Origin of the sequence: Buchnera aphidicola (Acyrthosiphon lactucae), from assembly GCF_005083565.1 — a bacterium.
Lineage (GTDB): Bacteria > Pseudomonadota > Gammaproteobacteria > Enterobacterales > Enterobacteriaceae > Buchnera > Buchnera aphidicola_AH.
Genome location: NZ_CP034891.1, coordinates 429160 through 444881, shown reverse-complemented (window position 1 = coordinate 444881; position 15722 = coordinate 429160). Strand labels below are relative to the sequence as shown.

Annotated in this window: 18 protein-coding genes and 2 tRNA genes; 5 read left to right on the top strand and 15 right to left on the bottom strand. The window is 24.1% G+C overall.

What is annotated here, in order from left to right:
• Positions 1-72 precede the first annotated feature (72 nt).
• The 5 genes from D9V61_RS02065 to D9V61_RS02045 all read right to left on the bottom strand — a co-directional run bounded on the left by D9V61_RS02065 (position 73) and on the right by D9V61_RS02045 (position 4210).
• Positions 73-146: transfer RNA gene (locus D9V61_RS02065), tRNA-Arg, on the bottom strand.
• 21 nt (positions 147-167) lie between these two features.
• Positions 168-256 (bottom strand) — tRNA-Ser (locus D9V61_RS02060).
• A gap of 158 nt (positions 257-414) precedes the next feature.
• The gene (gene csrA, locus D9V61_RS02055; RefSeq protein ID WP_158339582.1) at positions 415-600 is read right to left on the bottom strand and encodes a carbon storage regulator CsrA; all 186 of its coding nucleotides are present in this window, start codon (positions 598-600) and stop codon (positions 415-417) included.
• A gap of 186 nt (positions 601-786) precedes the next feature.
• Complete coding sequence (gene alaS / locus D9V61_RS02050) at positions 787-3423, bottom strand: alanine--tRNA ligase (protein ID WP_158339581.1); 2637 nt, start codon at positions 3421-3423, stop codon at positions 787-789.
• Between the two features lie 52 nt (positions 3424-3475).
• Positions 3476-4210 (bottom strand): outer membrane protein assembly factor BamD, encoded by a 735-nt coding sequence (locus tag D9V61_RS02045; RefSeq protein WP_158339580.1) that lies wholly within the window; start codon positions 4208-4210, stop codon positions 3476-3478.
• Positions 4211-4373: 163 nt separating this feature from the next.
• On the opposite strand from D9V61_RS02045, the gene rluD reads away from it, so the two are divergent.
• Both rluD and fis read left to right on the top strand, forming a co-directional pair.
• Positions 4374-5321, top strand: coding sequence for a 23S rRNA pseudouridine(1911/1915/1917) synthase RluD (gene rluD / locus D9V61_RS02040; protein WP_158339579.1), 948 nt, complete (start codon positions 4374-4376; stop codon positions 5319-5321).
• Between the two features lie 159 nt (positions 5322-5480).
• On the top strand, positions 5481-5777 hold the full coding sequence (gene fis, locus D9V61_RS02035; protein WP_158339578.1) for a DNA-binding transcriptional regulator Fis: 297 nt from the start codon (positions 5481-5483) through the stop codon (positions 5775-5777).
• 115 nt (positions 5778-5892) lie between these two features.
• Here fis and aroQ read toward each other — a convergent pair whose 3' ends face one another.
• Positions 5893-6348 carry a type II 3-dehydroquinate dehydratase gene (gene aroQ / locus D9V61_RS02030; protein WP_158339577.1) on the bottom strand — a complete coding sequence of 152 codons (456 nt, stop codon included), beginning with the start codon at positions 6346-6348 and terminating at the stop codon, positions 5893-5895.
• A 125-nt stretch (positions 6349-6473) separates the two neighbouring features.
• Between aroQ and tldD the strand changes: the two genes are divergently transcribed.
• Entirely contained in the window at positions 6474-7925 is a 1452-nt protein-coding gene (gene tldD, locus D9V61_RS02025) for a metalloprotease TldD (RefSeq protein ID WP_158339576.1), read from the top strand.
• Between the two features lie 80 nt (positions 7926-8005).
• Here tldD and rplS read toward each other — a convergent pair whose 3' ends face one another.
• The 6 genes from rplS to D9V61_RS01995 all read right to left on the bottom strand — a co-directional run bounded on the left by rplS (position 8006) and on the right by D9V61_RS01995 (position 12765).
• Positions 8006-8353 carry a 50S ribosomal protein L19 gene (gene rplS, locus D9V61_RS02020; RefSeq protein ID WP_158339575.1) on the bottom strand — a complete coding sequence of 116 codons (348 nt, stop codon included), beginning with the start codon at positions 8351-8353 and terminating at the stop codon, positions 8006-8008.
• 97 nt (positions 8354-8450) lie between these two features.
• Positions 8451-9161, bottom strand: a complete 711-nt coding sequence (gene trmD / locus D9V61_RS02015) for a tRNA (guanosine(37)-N1)-methyltransferase TrmD (protein ID WP_158339574.1) — start codon at positions 9159-9161, stop codon at positions 8451-8453.
• Between the two features lie 14 nt (positions 9162-9175).
• Positions 9176-9706, bottom strand: a complete 531-nt coding sequence (gene rimM / locus D9V61_RS02010; protein ID WP_158339573.1) for a ribosome maturation factor RimM — start codon at positions 9704-9706, stop codon at positions 9176-9178.
• A gap of 1 nt (position 9707) precedes the next feature.
• A complete protein-coding gene (gene rpsP, locus D9V61_RS02005; protein WP_158339572.1) occupies positions 9708-9956 on the bottom strand; it encodes a 30S ribosomal protein S16 in 249 nt (82 codons plus the stop codon).
• A 128-nt stretch (positions 9957-10084) separates the two neighbouring features.
• The gene (gene ffh, locus D9V61_RS02000) at positions 10085-11440 is read right to left on the bottom strand and encodes a signal recognition particle protein (protein WP_158339571.1); all 1356 of its coding nucleotides are present in this window, start codon (positions 11438-11440) and stop codon (positions 10085-10087) included.
• A 167-nt stretch (positions 11441-11607) separates the two neighbouring features.
• Positions 11608-12765, bottom strand: coding sequence for a chorismate mutase (locus D9V61_RS01995; protein WP_158339570.1), 1158 nt, complete (start codon positions 12763-12765; stop codon positions 11608-11610).
• A 238-nt stretch (positions 12766-13003) separates the two neighbouring features.
• Here D9V61_RS01995 and rplM point away from each other — a divergent pair, with 238 nt between their 5' ends.
• Together rplM and rpsI are read left to right on the top strand one after the other, a co-directional pair.
• A complete protein-coding gene (gene rplM / locus D9V61_RS01990) occupies positions 13004-13432 on the top strand; it encodes a 50S ribosomal protein L13 (RefSeq protein ID WP_158339569.1) in 429 nt (142 codons plus the stop codon).
• Between the two features lie 21 nt (positions 13433-13453).
• Positions 13454-13846, top strand: coding sequence for a 30S ribosomal protein S9 (gene rpsI, locus D9V61_RS01985; RefSeq protein ID WP_158339568.1), 393 nt, complete (start codon positions 13454-13456; stop codon positions 13844-13846).
• A 66-nt stretch (positions 13847-13912) separates the two neighbouring features.
• On the opposite strand, the gene cgtA is transcribed toward rpsI, so the two are convergent.
• The 3 genes from cgtA to rplU form a co-directional block, all read right to left on the bottom strand.
• Positions 13913-14917, bottom strand: a complete 1005-nt coding sequence (gene cgtA, locus D9V61_RS01980; protein ID WP_158339567.1) for an Obg family GTPase CgtA — start codon at positions 14915-14917, stop codon at positions 13913-13915.
• 123 nt (positions 14918-15040) lie between these two features.
• Positions 15041-15295 carry a 50S ribosomal protein L27 gene (gene rpmA / locus D9V61_RS01975; protein WP_158339566.1) on the bottom strand — a complete coding sequence of 85 codons (255 nt, stop codon included), beginning with the start codon at positions 15293-15295 and terminating at the stop codon, positions 15041-15043.
• Between the two features lie 5 nt (positions 15296-15300).
• A complete protein-coding gene (gene rplU, locus D9V61_RS01970) occupies positions 15301-15627 on the bottom strand; it encodes a 50S ribosomal protein L21 (RefSeq protein ID WP_158339565.1) in 327 nt (108 codons plus the stop codon).
• Between the last annotated feature and the right edge of the window lie 95 nt (positions 15628-15722).

Here is a 15722-nt window from a genome sequence, read left to right as displayed (position 1 = left end):
CTTCTGAAAAAATATTTTATAAATACTTTTTTTATTATTTTTGAGTTAAGAGATTATTTAAATTCTATTTTTTGCATCCGGAAGGATTCGAACCTCCGACCGCTCGGTTCGTAGCCGAGTACTCTATCCAACTGAGCTACGGATGCAATTTTAAAATTAACATGCGGCGGTGAGAGAGGGATTCGAACCCTCGATGCAGATTTTTCTGCATACTCCCTTAGCAGGGGAGCGCCTTCATCCTCTCGGCCATCTCACCGAAATATAAAAATTTTTTTAATTTTGATAATTTTATTTTACTTTTTTTTTTATATAAGTCAAACATAATTTTTTTACGTAAAAAAATGTCTGTTGTATTTATTTGCAATTAAATATGAAAGCTACATCTTACTTGATATTAGTAAGATGCAGTATTGATTAGTAATCTTTTTGTTGTTTTTTCTCAGCTTGAATACGTTGATATATTTCTTCACGATGTACCGAAACTTCTTTAGGGGCATTTACACCAATACGGACTTGGTTACCTTTAACTCCTAGTACTGTTACAGTTATCTCATCGCCAATTATTAACGTTTCGCCGACCCGACGAGTTAGAATAAGCATTCTTTGTTCCTTGAAATATTAAAAGAGTTCGGCCTCTCTAGTTCCTGGCGTCATGAATAATACAGGGTTAAACGTAGACCATAAAATATTTTTATAATATATTCTTATTACATATTTTAAATAAATTTAAATTAATAACGTTTTCAACATTTAATTGATTTTATATATAAAAAATACTTGTTATTTTTATTTTTTATTTAACTGTGTATTAATCCATAATTCTATATTTTTTAAAATAATAAGTAGTTTTTTTTCATAAATCCCTCCTCCTTCAGCAATATCTTTTTTTCCTCCTCCTTTCCAGTTTGTTTTATTTTTAATTATATCCATAATTTTAATTGCTGTTATTTGATTAAATAAATTTTTTGTAACTCCAATAACAATAGTAAAACGGTTATTGATAATATTTATTAAGATAATAATTGCATTTTTTAGTTCTTTTTTTAATTGATCAACTATTGTTCTTAATAATTTATGATCATAATCATAAAATATATTTGTTAAAAATTTTGTTCCTTGTATATCCGAAATATTTTTAAGTAATTTTTTAATATATTGTATATTTTCTTTATTTTGTAGTTTACTAATTTTTTCTTCTAGATTTTTTATTTTTATTATAAGTTTTTTTATCTTTTCTTTAATATCTAAACTATTACAATTTAGTATTAGAGATATATCTTTTATATAATCATCTTTTTTATGCAAATAATTTATAGCTTCTATTCCTGTTACAGCTTCGATTCTTTTAATTCCTGATGCTACGCTTGATTGAGAAATAATTTTAAATAATCCAATATCACCAGTTCTTTTAGCATGTGTTCCGCCACATAATTCGATTGAAAAATTATTTATAGATACAACTCGTACAATCGAACTATATTGATTATCAAATAAAGCTATTGCCTTTTTTTTCTTAGCCTCGTCTAAACTCAATTTTTGAGTTTCAATCTTAAAATTATTACGAATATGAAAATTAATAATATGTTCAATTTTTTTTATTTGAATTGTTTCTATTGGTTTAAAATAAGAAAAATCAAATCTTAAATGTGTATTAGTTACTAAAGAACCTTTTTGACTAATATTATTTCCTAAAATTTTTCGTAATGCAGCATGCAGCAAATGTGTTGCAGAATGATTTAATTGGATCAAATTTCTATAATCTTCGTTAATTTTGCTACAAATAGAATCATTAACCGTAATTTTTCCTGAAATTAATTTTCCAATATGTCCTATTGCTTTTCCATATTTTTTTGTATTTTCTACTATAAAAGATGATTTTTGAGAATATAATTCACCTATATCACCTATTTGCCCTCCTGATTCACCATAAAATGATGTTTTATCAAGAAAAATAATTCCATTTTCATTTTTTGTAATATTTGAAACAGATTTATTATTTATAAAAATGTATTTTACTATTGATTGTATTGTATGTTTTTTATAACCTTTAAACACACATGTATCATTTATGATAATACTATCATTATAATTTTTATGAAATTTTTCATTAATATTTGATTGTTTTTTTTGTTTTTCTTTAGCTAATTTATAGCCAGTATAATCTATTTCAATATTTTTTTCGCGACAAAAATCTGATGTTAAATCAATTGGAAAACCAAAAGTATCATAAAGATAAAATACAGTTTTACCAGGAAGAATATTATTCTGTATTTTTTCTATTTCATCATTTAATATTTTTATACCTTTATTAAGGGTATAAGAAAATTGTATTTCTTCTATTTTTAAAATCTCTTCTATTTTTTTCTGTTTTTCTTTTAAAATATTAGCGGTTTCTCCCATAACTTGAATAACACCAGATACTAGTTTATAAAAAACATTTTTTTTGATTCCAATTTTATATACGTGTCTTAATGCTCTTCTAATAATTCTTCTTAAAACGTAACCTCTATGTTCATTTGATGGAATAATATTATCTGCAATAATATATGAACAAGATCTAATATGATCTGCTATAATTTGTAAAGAAACATGGTTTAAATTATTTATAGAACTTAATTCAGATATATTTTTTATGAGTTTTTGAAATATATCGATATCATAATTAGAATAAACATTCTGTAAAACAGCAGATATTCTTTCTAATCCCATACCTGTATCTATAGATTTGTTTTTTAAGGCAATAATTTCTGTTTTTGAGATACGATTAAATTCTATAAAAACAATATTCCATATTTCAACAAAACGACCATTTTTATTTTCTAAAAATTCTAGATAATTATCTATGATTTTATTTTCATAATCATAAAATATTTCAGTACAAGGACCACATGGTCCATTGTCACCCATTTGCCAGAAATTTTCAGAATCATATTGATTGTTGTTTTTATCGCCTATTCTGATAATACGTTCAGAAGGTATTTTGATTATTTTATTCCAAATTTCATATGTTTCGTTATCATCTTTATATACTGAAATCCATAATTTATTTTTTGGTATATTAAACCATTTTTTTGATGTTAATAATTCCCAAGCATACTCTATTGCTTGTTGTTTAAAATAATCTCCAAAACTAAAATTTCCAAGCATTTCAAAAAATGTATGATGTTTTGAAGTATATCCTACATTGTCTAAATCGTTGTGTTTTCCTCCAGTTCTTAAACATCTTTGCACAGTAGCTACACGTGAATATTTACTTTTTTTTTCACCTAAAAATATTTCTTTAAATTGGTTCATACCCGCATTAGTAAATAATAATGTAGAATCATTATGTGGTATTAAAGAACTACTTGGGATAATCGTATGTTTTTTTTCTTTAAAAAATTTCAAAAAAGCTTGACGTATTTTATTTGTTGTTTTATTCATTATTTTGCTTTTAATGTAAAAATAAATATTTTTTATATAAATTTTAATTCTCTTAAATTTTATTTAATGAAATTATTTTTGATATTTTTTTTGCTGTATCAAAAATTTTCAATGCTTTATAAGATTTTTCTATATATATGAGAGCTTTCCGTGCAGCTGGTGTTTCTGAATATTTCTGAATTATTTCTTCTCCTCTATTTACAACAGCTATATATTCTTTTTTAAAAAAATAAAATTTTAAGATTTCAAGTTCACTTTCAGATAAACGATTTTTGAGATATATTAAATTTTTTTTGGCATTTACAACATAGAAACTTTTAGGATACTGATAAATAAATTTTTTCAATTGAAAGAATGCATTTATTGCATAATTAAGATCATTTTTATGGTAGTCTAGAGGTAAAATTTTAAAAAATATGTTTTTATCTAAAGAGATGCTAATTAAACATTGTATATATATAACGTAATCTAAATTGGGATGGTTTGGATAGGAATATATAAATTCTTTTATGTTTTTTTGAGCCATATTGAAATTTAAATTTTTATAGTAAGCATAAATTAAATGCATTTGAATTTTATCATTACTAAAACTACTAATATTATTTTTTTTTATCTTTTCTAATATAAATATAGCATTATCAAAATGTTCTTTTTTTAATTCTTTTTTAGATTTTTCATAGAGAGTATATGTTTCTACAAAATAATTATTTTTTAAAGATTTAGAATGAACTGTTAAATTTAAAAATAAAACCATACATATAAATATAATACTATTCTTTTTTTTCATTATCATGTGTTCAATTTAAATTAATAAAATTTTTTTTCAAAAATATTTATGTTTATAATAATATAGAATATCATATTCTAAAAATAGAATATTATATTTGTAAATATTAAAGATTCAGTATTGAAGTTACAAGAATATTCATGTGGATACAAGGATAATTATATTGAAAAAAGTAGAATTAAGTAGTATTGCATCATATTATTTATTTTCAGGACAAAGATTGGATTTAGTTTTATCTAAATTATTTAAAGAATATTCTCGTTCTTACTTAAAAAATTTAATTATTATGAATAGAGTATGTGTTGATAAAAATATTATAAATCAACCCGATAAAAAAATATTAGGAGGTGAAATTCTTACAATTTACCCCTTTTCTAAAGATGTATTGTTTAACGTTCCTGAAAAAATTTTTTTAAATATAATTTATGAAGATGATCATATATTAGTGATTAATAAACCTGCTGGTTTAGTTGTTCATCCAGGTCCTGGAAATGAAAAAGGTACTATTTTAAATTCTTTATTATATCATTATAAAAATATCAAATATATACCCCGTGCAGGTATAGTTCATCGTTTAGATAAAGATACTAGTGGATTAATGGTAATCGCAAAAACTTTTTTTTCTTATAATTGTTTATTAGAATTATTAAAAAAAAGAAAAATTATTCGAGAATATGAAGGGGTTGTTAAAGGAAAAATGATCTCAGGTGGAACTATAAATAAGCCTATAATGCGTCATCGTACTAAAAGGACCTGTATGATGGTTCATAAATTAGGGAAAAAATCAGTGACACATTATAAAATAATTAATCGTTTTAAATCTTATACACATATAGCAATACGATTAGAAACAGGACGTACTCATCAAATTCGTGTTCACATGTTATATATTAAATATCCATTAGTTGGAGATCCTTTTTATGGTGGTTCACAAATTCAATTAAATTGTAGAAAAGATGAAGATAATAATAAAATATATAAATTTTCTCGTCAAGCATTACATGCTAACCGTCTTTCTTTTCATCATCCTATTAATAAAAATTTAATGTCTTGGACAATACCTCTTCCTCAAGATATGCAGGAACTTATTTCTCAAATATATAATATTTAATAAAATTTTTTTATTTATTAAATTGATTTTAATGAAACATATTATTTATTTTATAAAAAATTTTAAAAAATATTATTTAATACATAAAAAATTATTTTTTTAAGTATGATTTTAAAAAATAATATATACAATATAAAAAAATTGAGAGTTGATAGTATCATGCTAGAAAAAAAAATAAATACAGAATTTTTATTTTTATCCACTTTAAATATTCAAGATAAAAATAAAAAAAAACCTTTACGTGAATTAATTAAAAAATCTTTAAAATATTATTTATTAAATTTAAATGGTAAACATGTAAATAATTTATATGAATTAGTATTATCAGAATTAGAACAGCCGCTTTTAGATACAATAATGCAGTATACTAGAGGAAATCAAACACGTGCTGCTTTAATGATGGGAATAAATCGTAGTACATTACGAAAAAAATTAAAAAAATATAATATGAATTAATTATTTTAAAGATTTTTATTTTTTTAAACTGCACTTTCTATTTTTTAATAAGAAATCAAGAGAGTGCAAAAGTTTGTTTTTAACTATTATATTATTTTTTAGAATTATAATTTTTTTATTTTTTAAAGCTCATCATTCTATTAGATATTGTCTTTAATGCCCAATAATAACCATCTAGACCTAGTCCACAAATGACACCTTGTGAAATATCAGACAACCATGAATGAGAGCGAAAATTTTCTCTAGAATAAATATTTGAAATATGAACTTCAATAAAAGGAATGTTAACTGCAATTAATGCATCTCTAATAGCTATACTAGTATGTGTAAATGCTGCTGGATTAATAATTATATAATCAATATTTTTTCTTGAAGAATGAATTTTATCAATTAATACATGTTCTGCATTAGATTGTATATGATGTAAAGATATGTTAAGTTTTTTTGATTTTTTTTCTAAATTTTTTAATAAATCAGACAAAGTAACTTTTCCATAAATTTCAGTTTCTCGTGTTCCTAAAAGATTTAAATTAGGTCCATTTATTAGTAATATATTTATATTTTTTTTCATTTTTAGCTCTTTAAATAATTATATACTGAATATATTAAAATATAATTTTAAAAAATATTTTTTGTTTTTTGTTTTATCTTTTATAATAGATATTTATAATATTATCATAAATTAAGTGAGTTTAAATGACATTTGAATTAGTTAGTGAATCTTTATTAACTGCAAACAAAATAAACCATCAAGATATTTTTGTTTCTTTAGAAGATCTTTGCACATCAAAAATAGATTATGGAGATTTTTATTTTCAATCTCATCTTCATGAATCTTGGACGCTAGAAAATGGTATTATAAAAGAAGGAAATTATCATTCAGACGAAGGTATTGGTGTAAGAGCCATTACAGGTGAAAGTACAGGATTTGCATATGCAGATCAAATATCAAGAGATTCTTTAAGAATAAGTACTCAAAAAGCACGTAGTATTATTTTTATAAAAGGTTCAGGAAAAACAAAAACTTTATCAAGAAAAAAAATACAACCCTTTTATAGTACTACTAATCCGTTAAACATTTTCTCCTATAGAGAAAAAATCGATCTTCTCTACAGAGCAGATCATATAGCACGTAGTCTTGATCATCGGGTTATAGAAGTAAATGCAAATTTGACAGGATCATATGAACAAATTTTAATTGCTTCTACTGATGGCAATTTAGTTTCAGATATCAGACCATTAGTACAATTTTCAATTAGTGTTTTAGTTGAAGATCGCGGAAAAAGAGAACGTGGTCGCAGTGGAGGAGGAAGTCGTACTGACTATAACTTTTTTTTAAATAAAGATGATTTTTCAAGAGAAATTAGAATTGACTATTGGTCTAAAGAAGCTGTTCGTATAGCTCTATTGAATTTATCTTCAAAAGAAGCTCCTTCAGGAACATTTCCAGTAGTTTTAGGATCTGGATGGCCAGGCGTTTTATTACATGAAGCAGTAGGACATGGTTTAGAAGGTGACTTTAATAGAAGAGGAACTTCAATATTTACTAATATGATTGGTAAAAAAGTTGCATCAGAATTATGTACTATTATTGATGATGGTACAATTAAAGATCAACGTGGATCATTAAGTATTGATGATGAAGGTACTCCTGGTCAATATAATATTTTAATTGAAAATGGAATACTAAAAAAGTATATGCAAGATAAACTTAATGCCCGTTTAATGGGAACAGAATCTACTGGAAATGGACGTCGTGAATCTTATTCGTATTTACCTATGCCTCGTATGACTAATACTTATATGTTATCTGGAAATTCCAAAATAGATGATATAATTAAAAGTGTTCATTACGGAGTATATGCTGTAAATTTTTCCGGCGGTCAAGTTGATATTACGTCTGGAAAATTTGTTTTTTCTACCGCAGAAGCTTATTTAATTAAACAAGGTAAAATTATTACACCGATTAAAAATACAACTCTAATAGGATCAGGTTTAGAAGTTATGCAACAAATATCAATGGTTGGAGACGATTTAAAAATGGATCAGGGAATGGGTATGTGTGGAAAAGACGGTCAAAATATTCCAGTAGGAATAGGTCAGCCATCTATGAAATTAGAAAAATTAACTATAGGTGGAACTATTTAATTTTCTTGAAAAAAATACTATGATTTATATACCATAAAAAATAATGCAGTCAAGAATTTTGTCATGACTGCATATTAATATTAATTTAGTCTTTCTTTAATACGAGCAGCTTTACCAGTTCTATTTCTTAAATAATATAATTTTGCTTTTCTAACTAAACCTTTTCTTTTGATAAAAATTTCATTAATACTATGAGAATGTGTTTGAAAAACTCTTTCGATACCCTCTCCATTAGATATTTTACGTACAGTAAAAGAAGAATTTAAATAACGATTTCTTATTGCTATCACTATTCCTTCAAAGGATTGTAGACGTTTTTTAGAACCTTCGATAACCCATACCTTGACTTCTATAGTATCTCCTGGTCTAAAAATAGGTATGTTTTTTTTGATTTGTTTTTTTTCTATTTTTTGAATTATACTGAGCATGATTTCCTCTTTAATTCAGATAACAAAAGAAATTAATAATTATTTTTTTTTCTAAATTTTTCTTTAAATTCTTCTAATAGAATTTTTTCTTCTTTTGTTAATATTTTTTTTTTAAAAGATCAGGTCTTTTAATCCATGTTTTTCCAAGCGACTGCTTTAAACGCCAAATACGAATTTTATTATGATTTCCAGACAACAATACTTCTGGTACTGACATTTTTTCTATAATTTTAGGTCGGGTATAACTAGGATAATCAAGTAAATTATTAGAAAAAGAATCTTCTTCTATTGATTTTTTAGTTTTAATAACACCTGGAATTAATCGTGAGATAGAGTCAATCATAACCATAGAAGCTAATTCTCCTCCAGTAAGTATATAATTTCCGATCGACCATTCTTCATCTACTTGATAATCAATAATTCTTTGATCTATTCCTTCATATCGACCACATATAAAAATAATTTTTTTTTTCTTAATTAGTTGTTCTATATTACTTTGTTGTAATTCGTTTCCTTGAGGAGATAAATAAATAATAGAAGCATCTTTTAATTCAGATTTTGCTGCTTTAATAGCTAGATACAATGGTTCAACACTCATTAACATTCCAGGTCCTCCTCCATAAGGACGATTATCTATAGATTTATATTTATTTTTACTAAAATTTCTTGGATTAAAAAAATTAATATTAATAATTTCTTTTTTAATTGCCTGTCCGACGATACCGTAATCAGTAATTGCACGAAACATTTCTGGAAAAATAGTAATAATATTAAACCACATCTTAGTATCATTATATTTTTTTTTCATTGAGAGCACATGATTTAGTTCCATTGAACTAGTATGAATTTATTATTAGTATTTACATTTTTTATTATTTTATTCTCGATAAATGGAATTAATATATTCTTTTTAGATATATTAAATTTATTTTCTACTACAAGAATATCGTTATTTTTTGTTCTTATTAAATCAATTACGATTCCTAAATAATTCTTATTTATATCAAAAACTTTATAATTAATAATATCATTCCAGTAGTAATTATTTTTTTTTAATATAGGTAATGTACGTTTACTAATCATTATGTCTGCATTAGTAAAATTTCTAATTATTGAACGATCGGAAATACCTTTTATATGAACAATAAAATTATTTTTATGTTTTTTCCAATTTTGAATCTGAATTTTTGTCCATTGTCCTTCTTTAAAAAAAAACCAGGGAAGATAATCAAATATTTTTTGTGGTTCTTCTGTAAAAGAAGAAATGCTTGTCCAACCTAATATTCCGTAAGATTTTCCAACCTTTCCTATTAACAATGGTTGATCTGGCATATTAATACTAATATTTATAATATTACCTCTTTTTATTTAGTAATTTTATTATTTTTTTAGTTCTTTCTGACATTTGAGCACCTTGATTAGTCCAGTATTTAATACGTTCTAAATCTAATTTTATTGTTTCAGATTTTCCTTTAGCAATAGGATTAAAATATCCTAAACGTTCAATGAAACGACCGTTTCTAGAAAAGCGACTATCAGCTGCTACCATTTTATAAAAAGGACGTTTTTTTGTTCCATATCTAGCTAAACGAATTTTTACCATTTCTTTTCTTCTTAAAAGTTATTAAATTAAAAGGATTATTAAAAATAAATTAAAAAGTAAAATTATAATTTTTAGATTAAATAAAATATAAAAAATTTACTAAATTAATTTTTTACAATATAATTTTTTTAAAAATTTTTAGGTATTATATTTTTTATGCTACGCATTACTTTTGTGATACCATTAGTTTTAATTTTTTTCATTATTCTCCTTATATCATCAAAATTTTTTAATAATTTATTTACATCTTGTATTGTTGTACCAGAACCTAAAGCTATTCTGCGTTTTCTTGAACCCTTTATAATTATGGGCTTTATTCTTTCTTTAGGTGTCATAGAACATATCATTGCTTCTATTTTATTTAAAGTATTTTTATCTGTATTTAATAAAGATATATTATTAGACAGTTGATGATTGATAGAAAATTTTTCTATAAAATAATTTAAACCGCCTATTTTTTTCATTTGTTTAATTTGTGTTAAAAAGTCATTTAAATTAAAACTTTGACCTTTTTTTAATTTTTTTGTTAGTTTTTGAATTTGTGACTGATCTACTTTTTCTTCAATATCTTCAATAAGAGATATGATATCGTTCATTCCAAGAATTCTATCAGCTATTCTTTCAGGATAAAATGCTTCTAATGATGTTATTTTTTCTCCTGTTCCTATAAATTTAATAGGTTTTCCAGTAATATAACGCATAGATAAAGCAATACCACTTCTAGAATCACCATCTGTTTTAGTTAATATTATACCAGAGATCAATAAATCATTATTAAATATTTTTGCCATATTCATAGCATCTTGACCCATCATTGAATCTACTATTAATAGTGTTTCAATAGGTTTTGATAAATTTTGTATTTCTTGAATTTCACTCATCATTTTTTTATCAACATGCAAGCGTCCTGCTGTATCAATTAATAAAACATCATACAATTTTAATTTTGCATATTTTATTGCTTCTGCAGTTATTTCTATTGGAGTTTGGTTATCACTAGATTTAAAAAAATCTATTTCAATTTGCTGAGATAATATTTGAAGTTGTTTGATAGCAGCTGCTCGATAAATATCAGTAGATACAATTAATATCTTTTTTTTATGTTTATCTTTAATCCATTTTCCTAATTTTGCTAAACTAGTAGTTTTTCCTGATCCTTGTAAACCAACTACTAATATAACTGCTGGTGGTTGAATGGATAAATTTAAAGAATTGTTTTTTTCACCCATAGAAAATATTAATTCATTTTTAACTATTTTTATAAATTCTTGTCCAGGAGTTAAACTTTTATTTATTTGATAACCAATTGATTTTTCTTTAACATTTTCTATAAATTTTTTTATTACTGGCAATGTTACATCTGATTCTAATAAGGCTTTCCTAACTTCTCTTATAGAGTCTTTTATATTTTCTTCTGTTAGTCTTCCTTTATTCATAATTTTTTTTAAACTATTTGAAAGACGTTGAGTTAAGTTATTAAACATTATTTATTGCTCACATTAATTTTATTAATATTTTTTTTAAGATAATAATTATGTTTAAAATAATTATTTTTAATAAATATTTTAAAAAAGGTATTTAAAAGTATTTTGAAATTTTTATATATGTGTAATATATAAATTTTTTTAAAATATTATATTTACAAGAATTTTTACGATACTATTGGAACTATATTTTCGCTAGGATAACAACCTAGAATTTTTATAAATTTAGTAATTTTTTTAATTTTTTGAAGAGCATCTTGCATTAATTTTGATGATAAATTCACTTGAATATCAATATAAAACATTTCTTCCGATGGATTTTTATAAATTGTTTGAGAATTTAATTTTTTCATAATTAGTTTTTTTTCTTCTAATATTAATAGTACTTTAGCAAGAGCTCCTGATTCTTGTCCTATACCAAATATTAATGATGTTTTAGTTGGTATTTTTTCAGAAATTTTTATAGGATTTCTATTTAATAAAATAAATCTCGTAATGTTTTTTTTTGTATTCGCTAAATTTTTATGTAAAATTTTTAATCCGTAAATTTTACTTCCAATTTCACTTCCTAATACTGCATTATTTATTTCATTATATTTAGTAATCTTTTTCATTGCATCTGCTGTACTTTTAGTATATTTAATTTTCCATTTTGGAAACTTTTTAATAAAATTACTGCATTGTTGAAATGGTTGAGGATGACTATAAACTCTTTGAATTTTATTCAATTCAATTTTTTTCAGAGCAAGTAAACAATGATTTATAAAAATATTAATTTCTCCAATAATAAATAAATTAGTATTCTTTAAAAGATTAAAAACTTCATGAATAGAACCAGAGCAGGTATTTTCAATAGGTAGAACAGCATAATCTGATTTATTATTTTCAACTGAGAGAATTACTTCTTCAAATGTTGAACACTCGTTTGTAATACATTTTTGAAAATTTCGGTCGGCATATTCACAAGCAGCAATATGAGAGTAAGAACCCTTAGGACCAAGAAAAGAAAAAATAATAGGAATTAATTCATTATTGTTAGAAAATTTTTGTAATAACTTTTTTTGAGTTAATACAGATTCTTCAATTATTAACTGGAATAATCGAGTTATATATTCAGGTTTTAGATGATTTTTTTTTCCTAAACAAGTTAATTTTTGTAACATTTTTTTTTCACGTTCTAGATCTCGTATTGCTTGATTATTTTTTATTTTACATTGAGCTATTTTTAATACTAATGTTTTCCTTTCTGCTAATAGTTTTACTATTTTTTTATCAATATTATTAATTTCATCACGAAAGGTTAGTAAAGAATTTTTAGTAGGCATAATTTATCACCTATGAAATATGTAGTACTTCTACATATAAGATGGAATATTTTAAATAATCTTATATAAAAACAAATATAGTAAATTATATAATTGTTAAAAAATATGATTGATATAAATATTTTATAAGTATAAAAAATATATAAAAATATTTTTAGTAAAATATTTTTACTATATCTTATTAATAACAATCATAGTATTATTTTCTAATAAATAATTATATTTAAGTGGATTTTATATGAAAACTTTTTCAGTTAAATTGAGAAACATTAAAAGAAATTGGTATTATGTAGATGCAACTAATAAAATATTAGGTAGATTAGCAAGTGTATTATCGTTTTATTTAAGAGGAAAACATAAAATTGAATATACTCCTCATCTTGATACCGGTGATTATATCATTGTTATAAATGCTTCTAAAATATTAGTTACAGGAAATAAAAGAATTGGTAAAATTTATTATCATCATACAGGTTATATAGGTGGTATAAAACAATCTAGATTCGAAGAAATGATTTCTCATCATCCAGAAAGAGTAATAGAACATGCAGTAAAAGGTATGTTGCCAAAAGGTCCTTTAGGACGCGCTATGTTTAAAAAATTAAAAGTTTTTTCTAACGAAACACATAAACATATGGCACAATGTCCTCAATTATTGAATATTTGATAGAAAGGTGTATAAAAATAAATGATTCAAACTCAAAATTATGGTACTGGTCGTCGTAAAAGTTCTTCTGCTAGAGTATTTCTTAGATCTGGAAAAGGAGAGATTACGATAAATAAACGTTCTTTAAATGAGTATTTTGGTCGTGAAACTTCTTGTATGATTGTTCGTCAACCATTAGAATTAGTTGATATGGTAGATAAATTTAATATTTATATCACGGTAAAAGGTGGAGGTATTTCTGGTCAAGCAGGTGCAATTCGTCAAGGTATTACTCGTGCTTTAATCAAATATAATCAATCATTACGTTTTGAATTAAGAAAATCTGGATTTGTAACACGTGATTCACGTCAAGTTGAGCGTAAAAAAGTTGGATTTCGAAAATCTAGAAAACGTCCACAATTTTCTAAACGCTAAATCTGAACAAGGTTTGATTAGTTTTAATTGAAAAGAACTTGGTTTTTTAATAGACCGAGTTCTTTTTTATTTTTTTAAATATTGACTTATATCAAAACATAATTTTTTTATACCAGTTTTTTTTATGGAAGAAATAAAGTAGTATTTTTCATTTAGTTTAAATTGGTATTTAATCTCTTTAATTATTTTTTGCAAGTTTTCTGAACTTAATAAATCTGTTTTATTAAAGACTAACCATCTTGGTTTATTATATAGTTCTATGCTATATTTTTTTAATTCATTTAACACAATACCTATATTATGAACAGGATGAGAATTATTTTGAGGAACTAAATCAATAATATGAAGTAATAGTTTGCATCTTTCTAAATGTTTTAGAAAACGAATTCCTAATCCAGAACCATGAGATGCTCCTTTAATTATACCTGGAATATCAGCTATAATAAATTTTTTATTATTTTTAATATTGACACTCCCTAAGACTGGATTTAATGTAGTAAATGGATAATTTGCTGTTTTTGTTTTAGCTCCAGATATACTTCTAACTAAAGTAGACTTTCCAACATTAGGCATTCCTAGTGTTCCAACATCAGCAATTAAAAGTAACTCTAATTGTATATCTCTTTTTTCTCCTATTGTACCTAACGTACTTTGTCTAGGACTTCTATTTGTGGAAGATTTAAATCTAGTATTTCCTAATCCATGCCAACCTCCCTTAGCAATTAGTATTTTTTGTTTATGTCGAATCAAATCACCTATTGTTTCGCGTGTTTGATAGTTTATTACTTTTGTTCCTATAGGTACCTGTATTTTAATATCATTTCCTTTTTTTCCAGAACATTTTTTACTCGATCCATTTTGTCCATTTTGAGCCTGAAATTTTTTTTTAAATCTAAGATCTATTAAAGTATTTAAATTACTATCAGCTTCTAACCAAACATCTCCACCATCTCCCCCATCTCCACCATCTGGACCTCCTTTAGGAATATATTTTTCTCTTCTAAAATGCACACAGCCATTTCCACCATTACCAGCAATAACTTGTATTATAGTTTCATCAATAAATTTCATTTTTTGCTCCATATTTAATATGTTTTATTTATAAAACTTATTAATTTTTTAATAAGTTGTATATTTAATTTTAAAAATATAGAACCCCTGAAAAGGGGTTTTGATATATAAATAATTTATTATTTAATTAATGATATTTACATATGTTCTTTGTTTTAATCCTTTTTTTTTAAATTCTACCTTTCCTTTTATAGTAGCAAAAATTGTATGATCTTTTCCACAGCCTACATTTTTACCTGGATGAAATTTTGTTCCACGTTGTTTAACAATGATACTGCCTGCTGAAATTAATTGTCCTCCAAAACACTTAACACCTAGTCTTTGAGCATTAGAATCTCGTCCATTTCTAGTAGAACCACCAGCTTTTTTATGTGCCATTTATTTTAAATTTCTCCTATAATATTATTAATATCTATAATTTTTACATCTGTAAAATTTTGACGATGACCTTGTTGTTTTTTATAATGTTTACGACGATTAAATTTAATAATTTTAATTTTTTTAAGACGACCATGATTTTGAATATGAGCTTTTATTATACTCCCCTTTATAAAAGGGGTTCCAATTTTTATACAATCTTTGTGAGAAATCATTAAAATTTTATCAAATTCTATAGTTGTACCAAGTGGATTATTTAATTTTTCTAATCTAATAATTTGGTTTTTAGTTACTCGATATTGTTTTCCACCGCTTACGAAAACTGCATACATAAAAAAACTCCATTTATTTAATTTTTTTATAGTTTTTTATAAAAAATAGTTAAATTTCATAAAAAAATATTTTCAATAAATAATATTATTTTTTA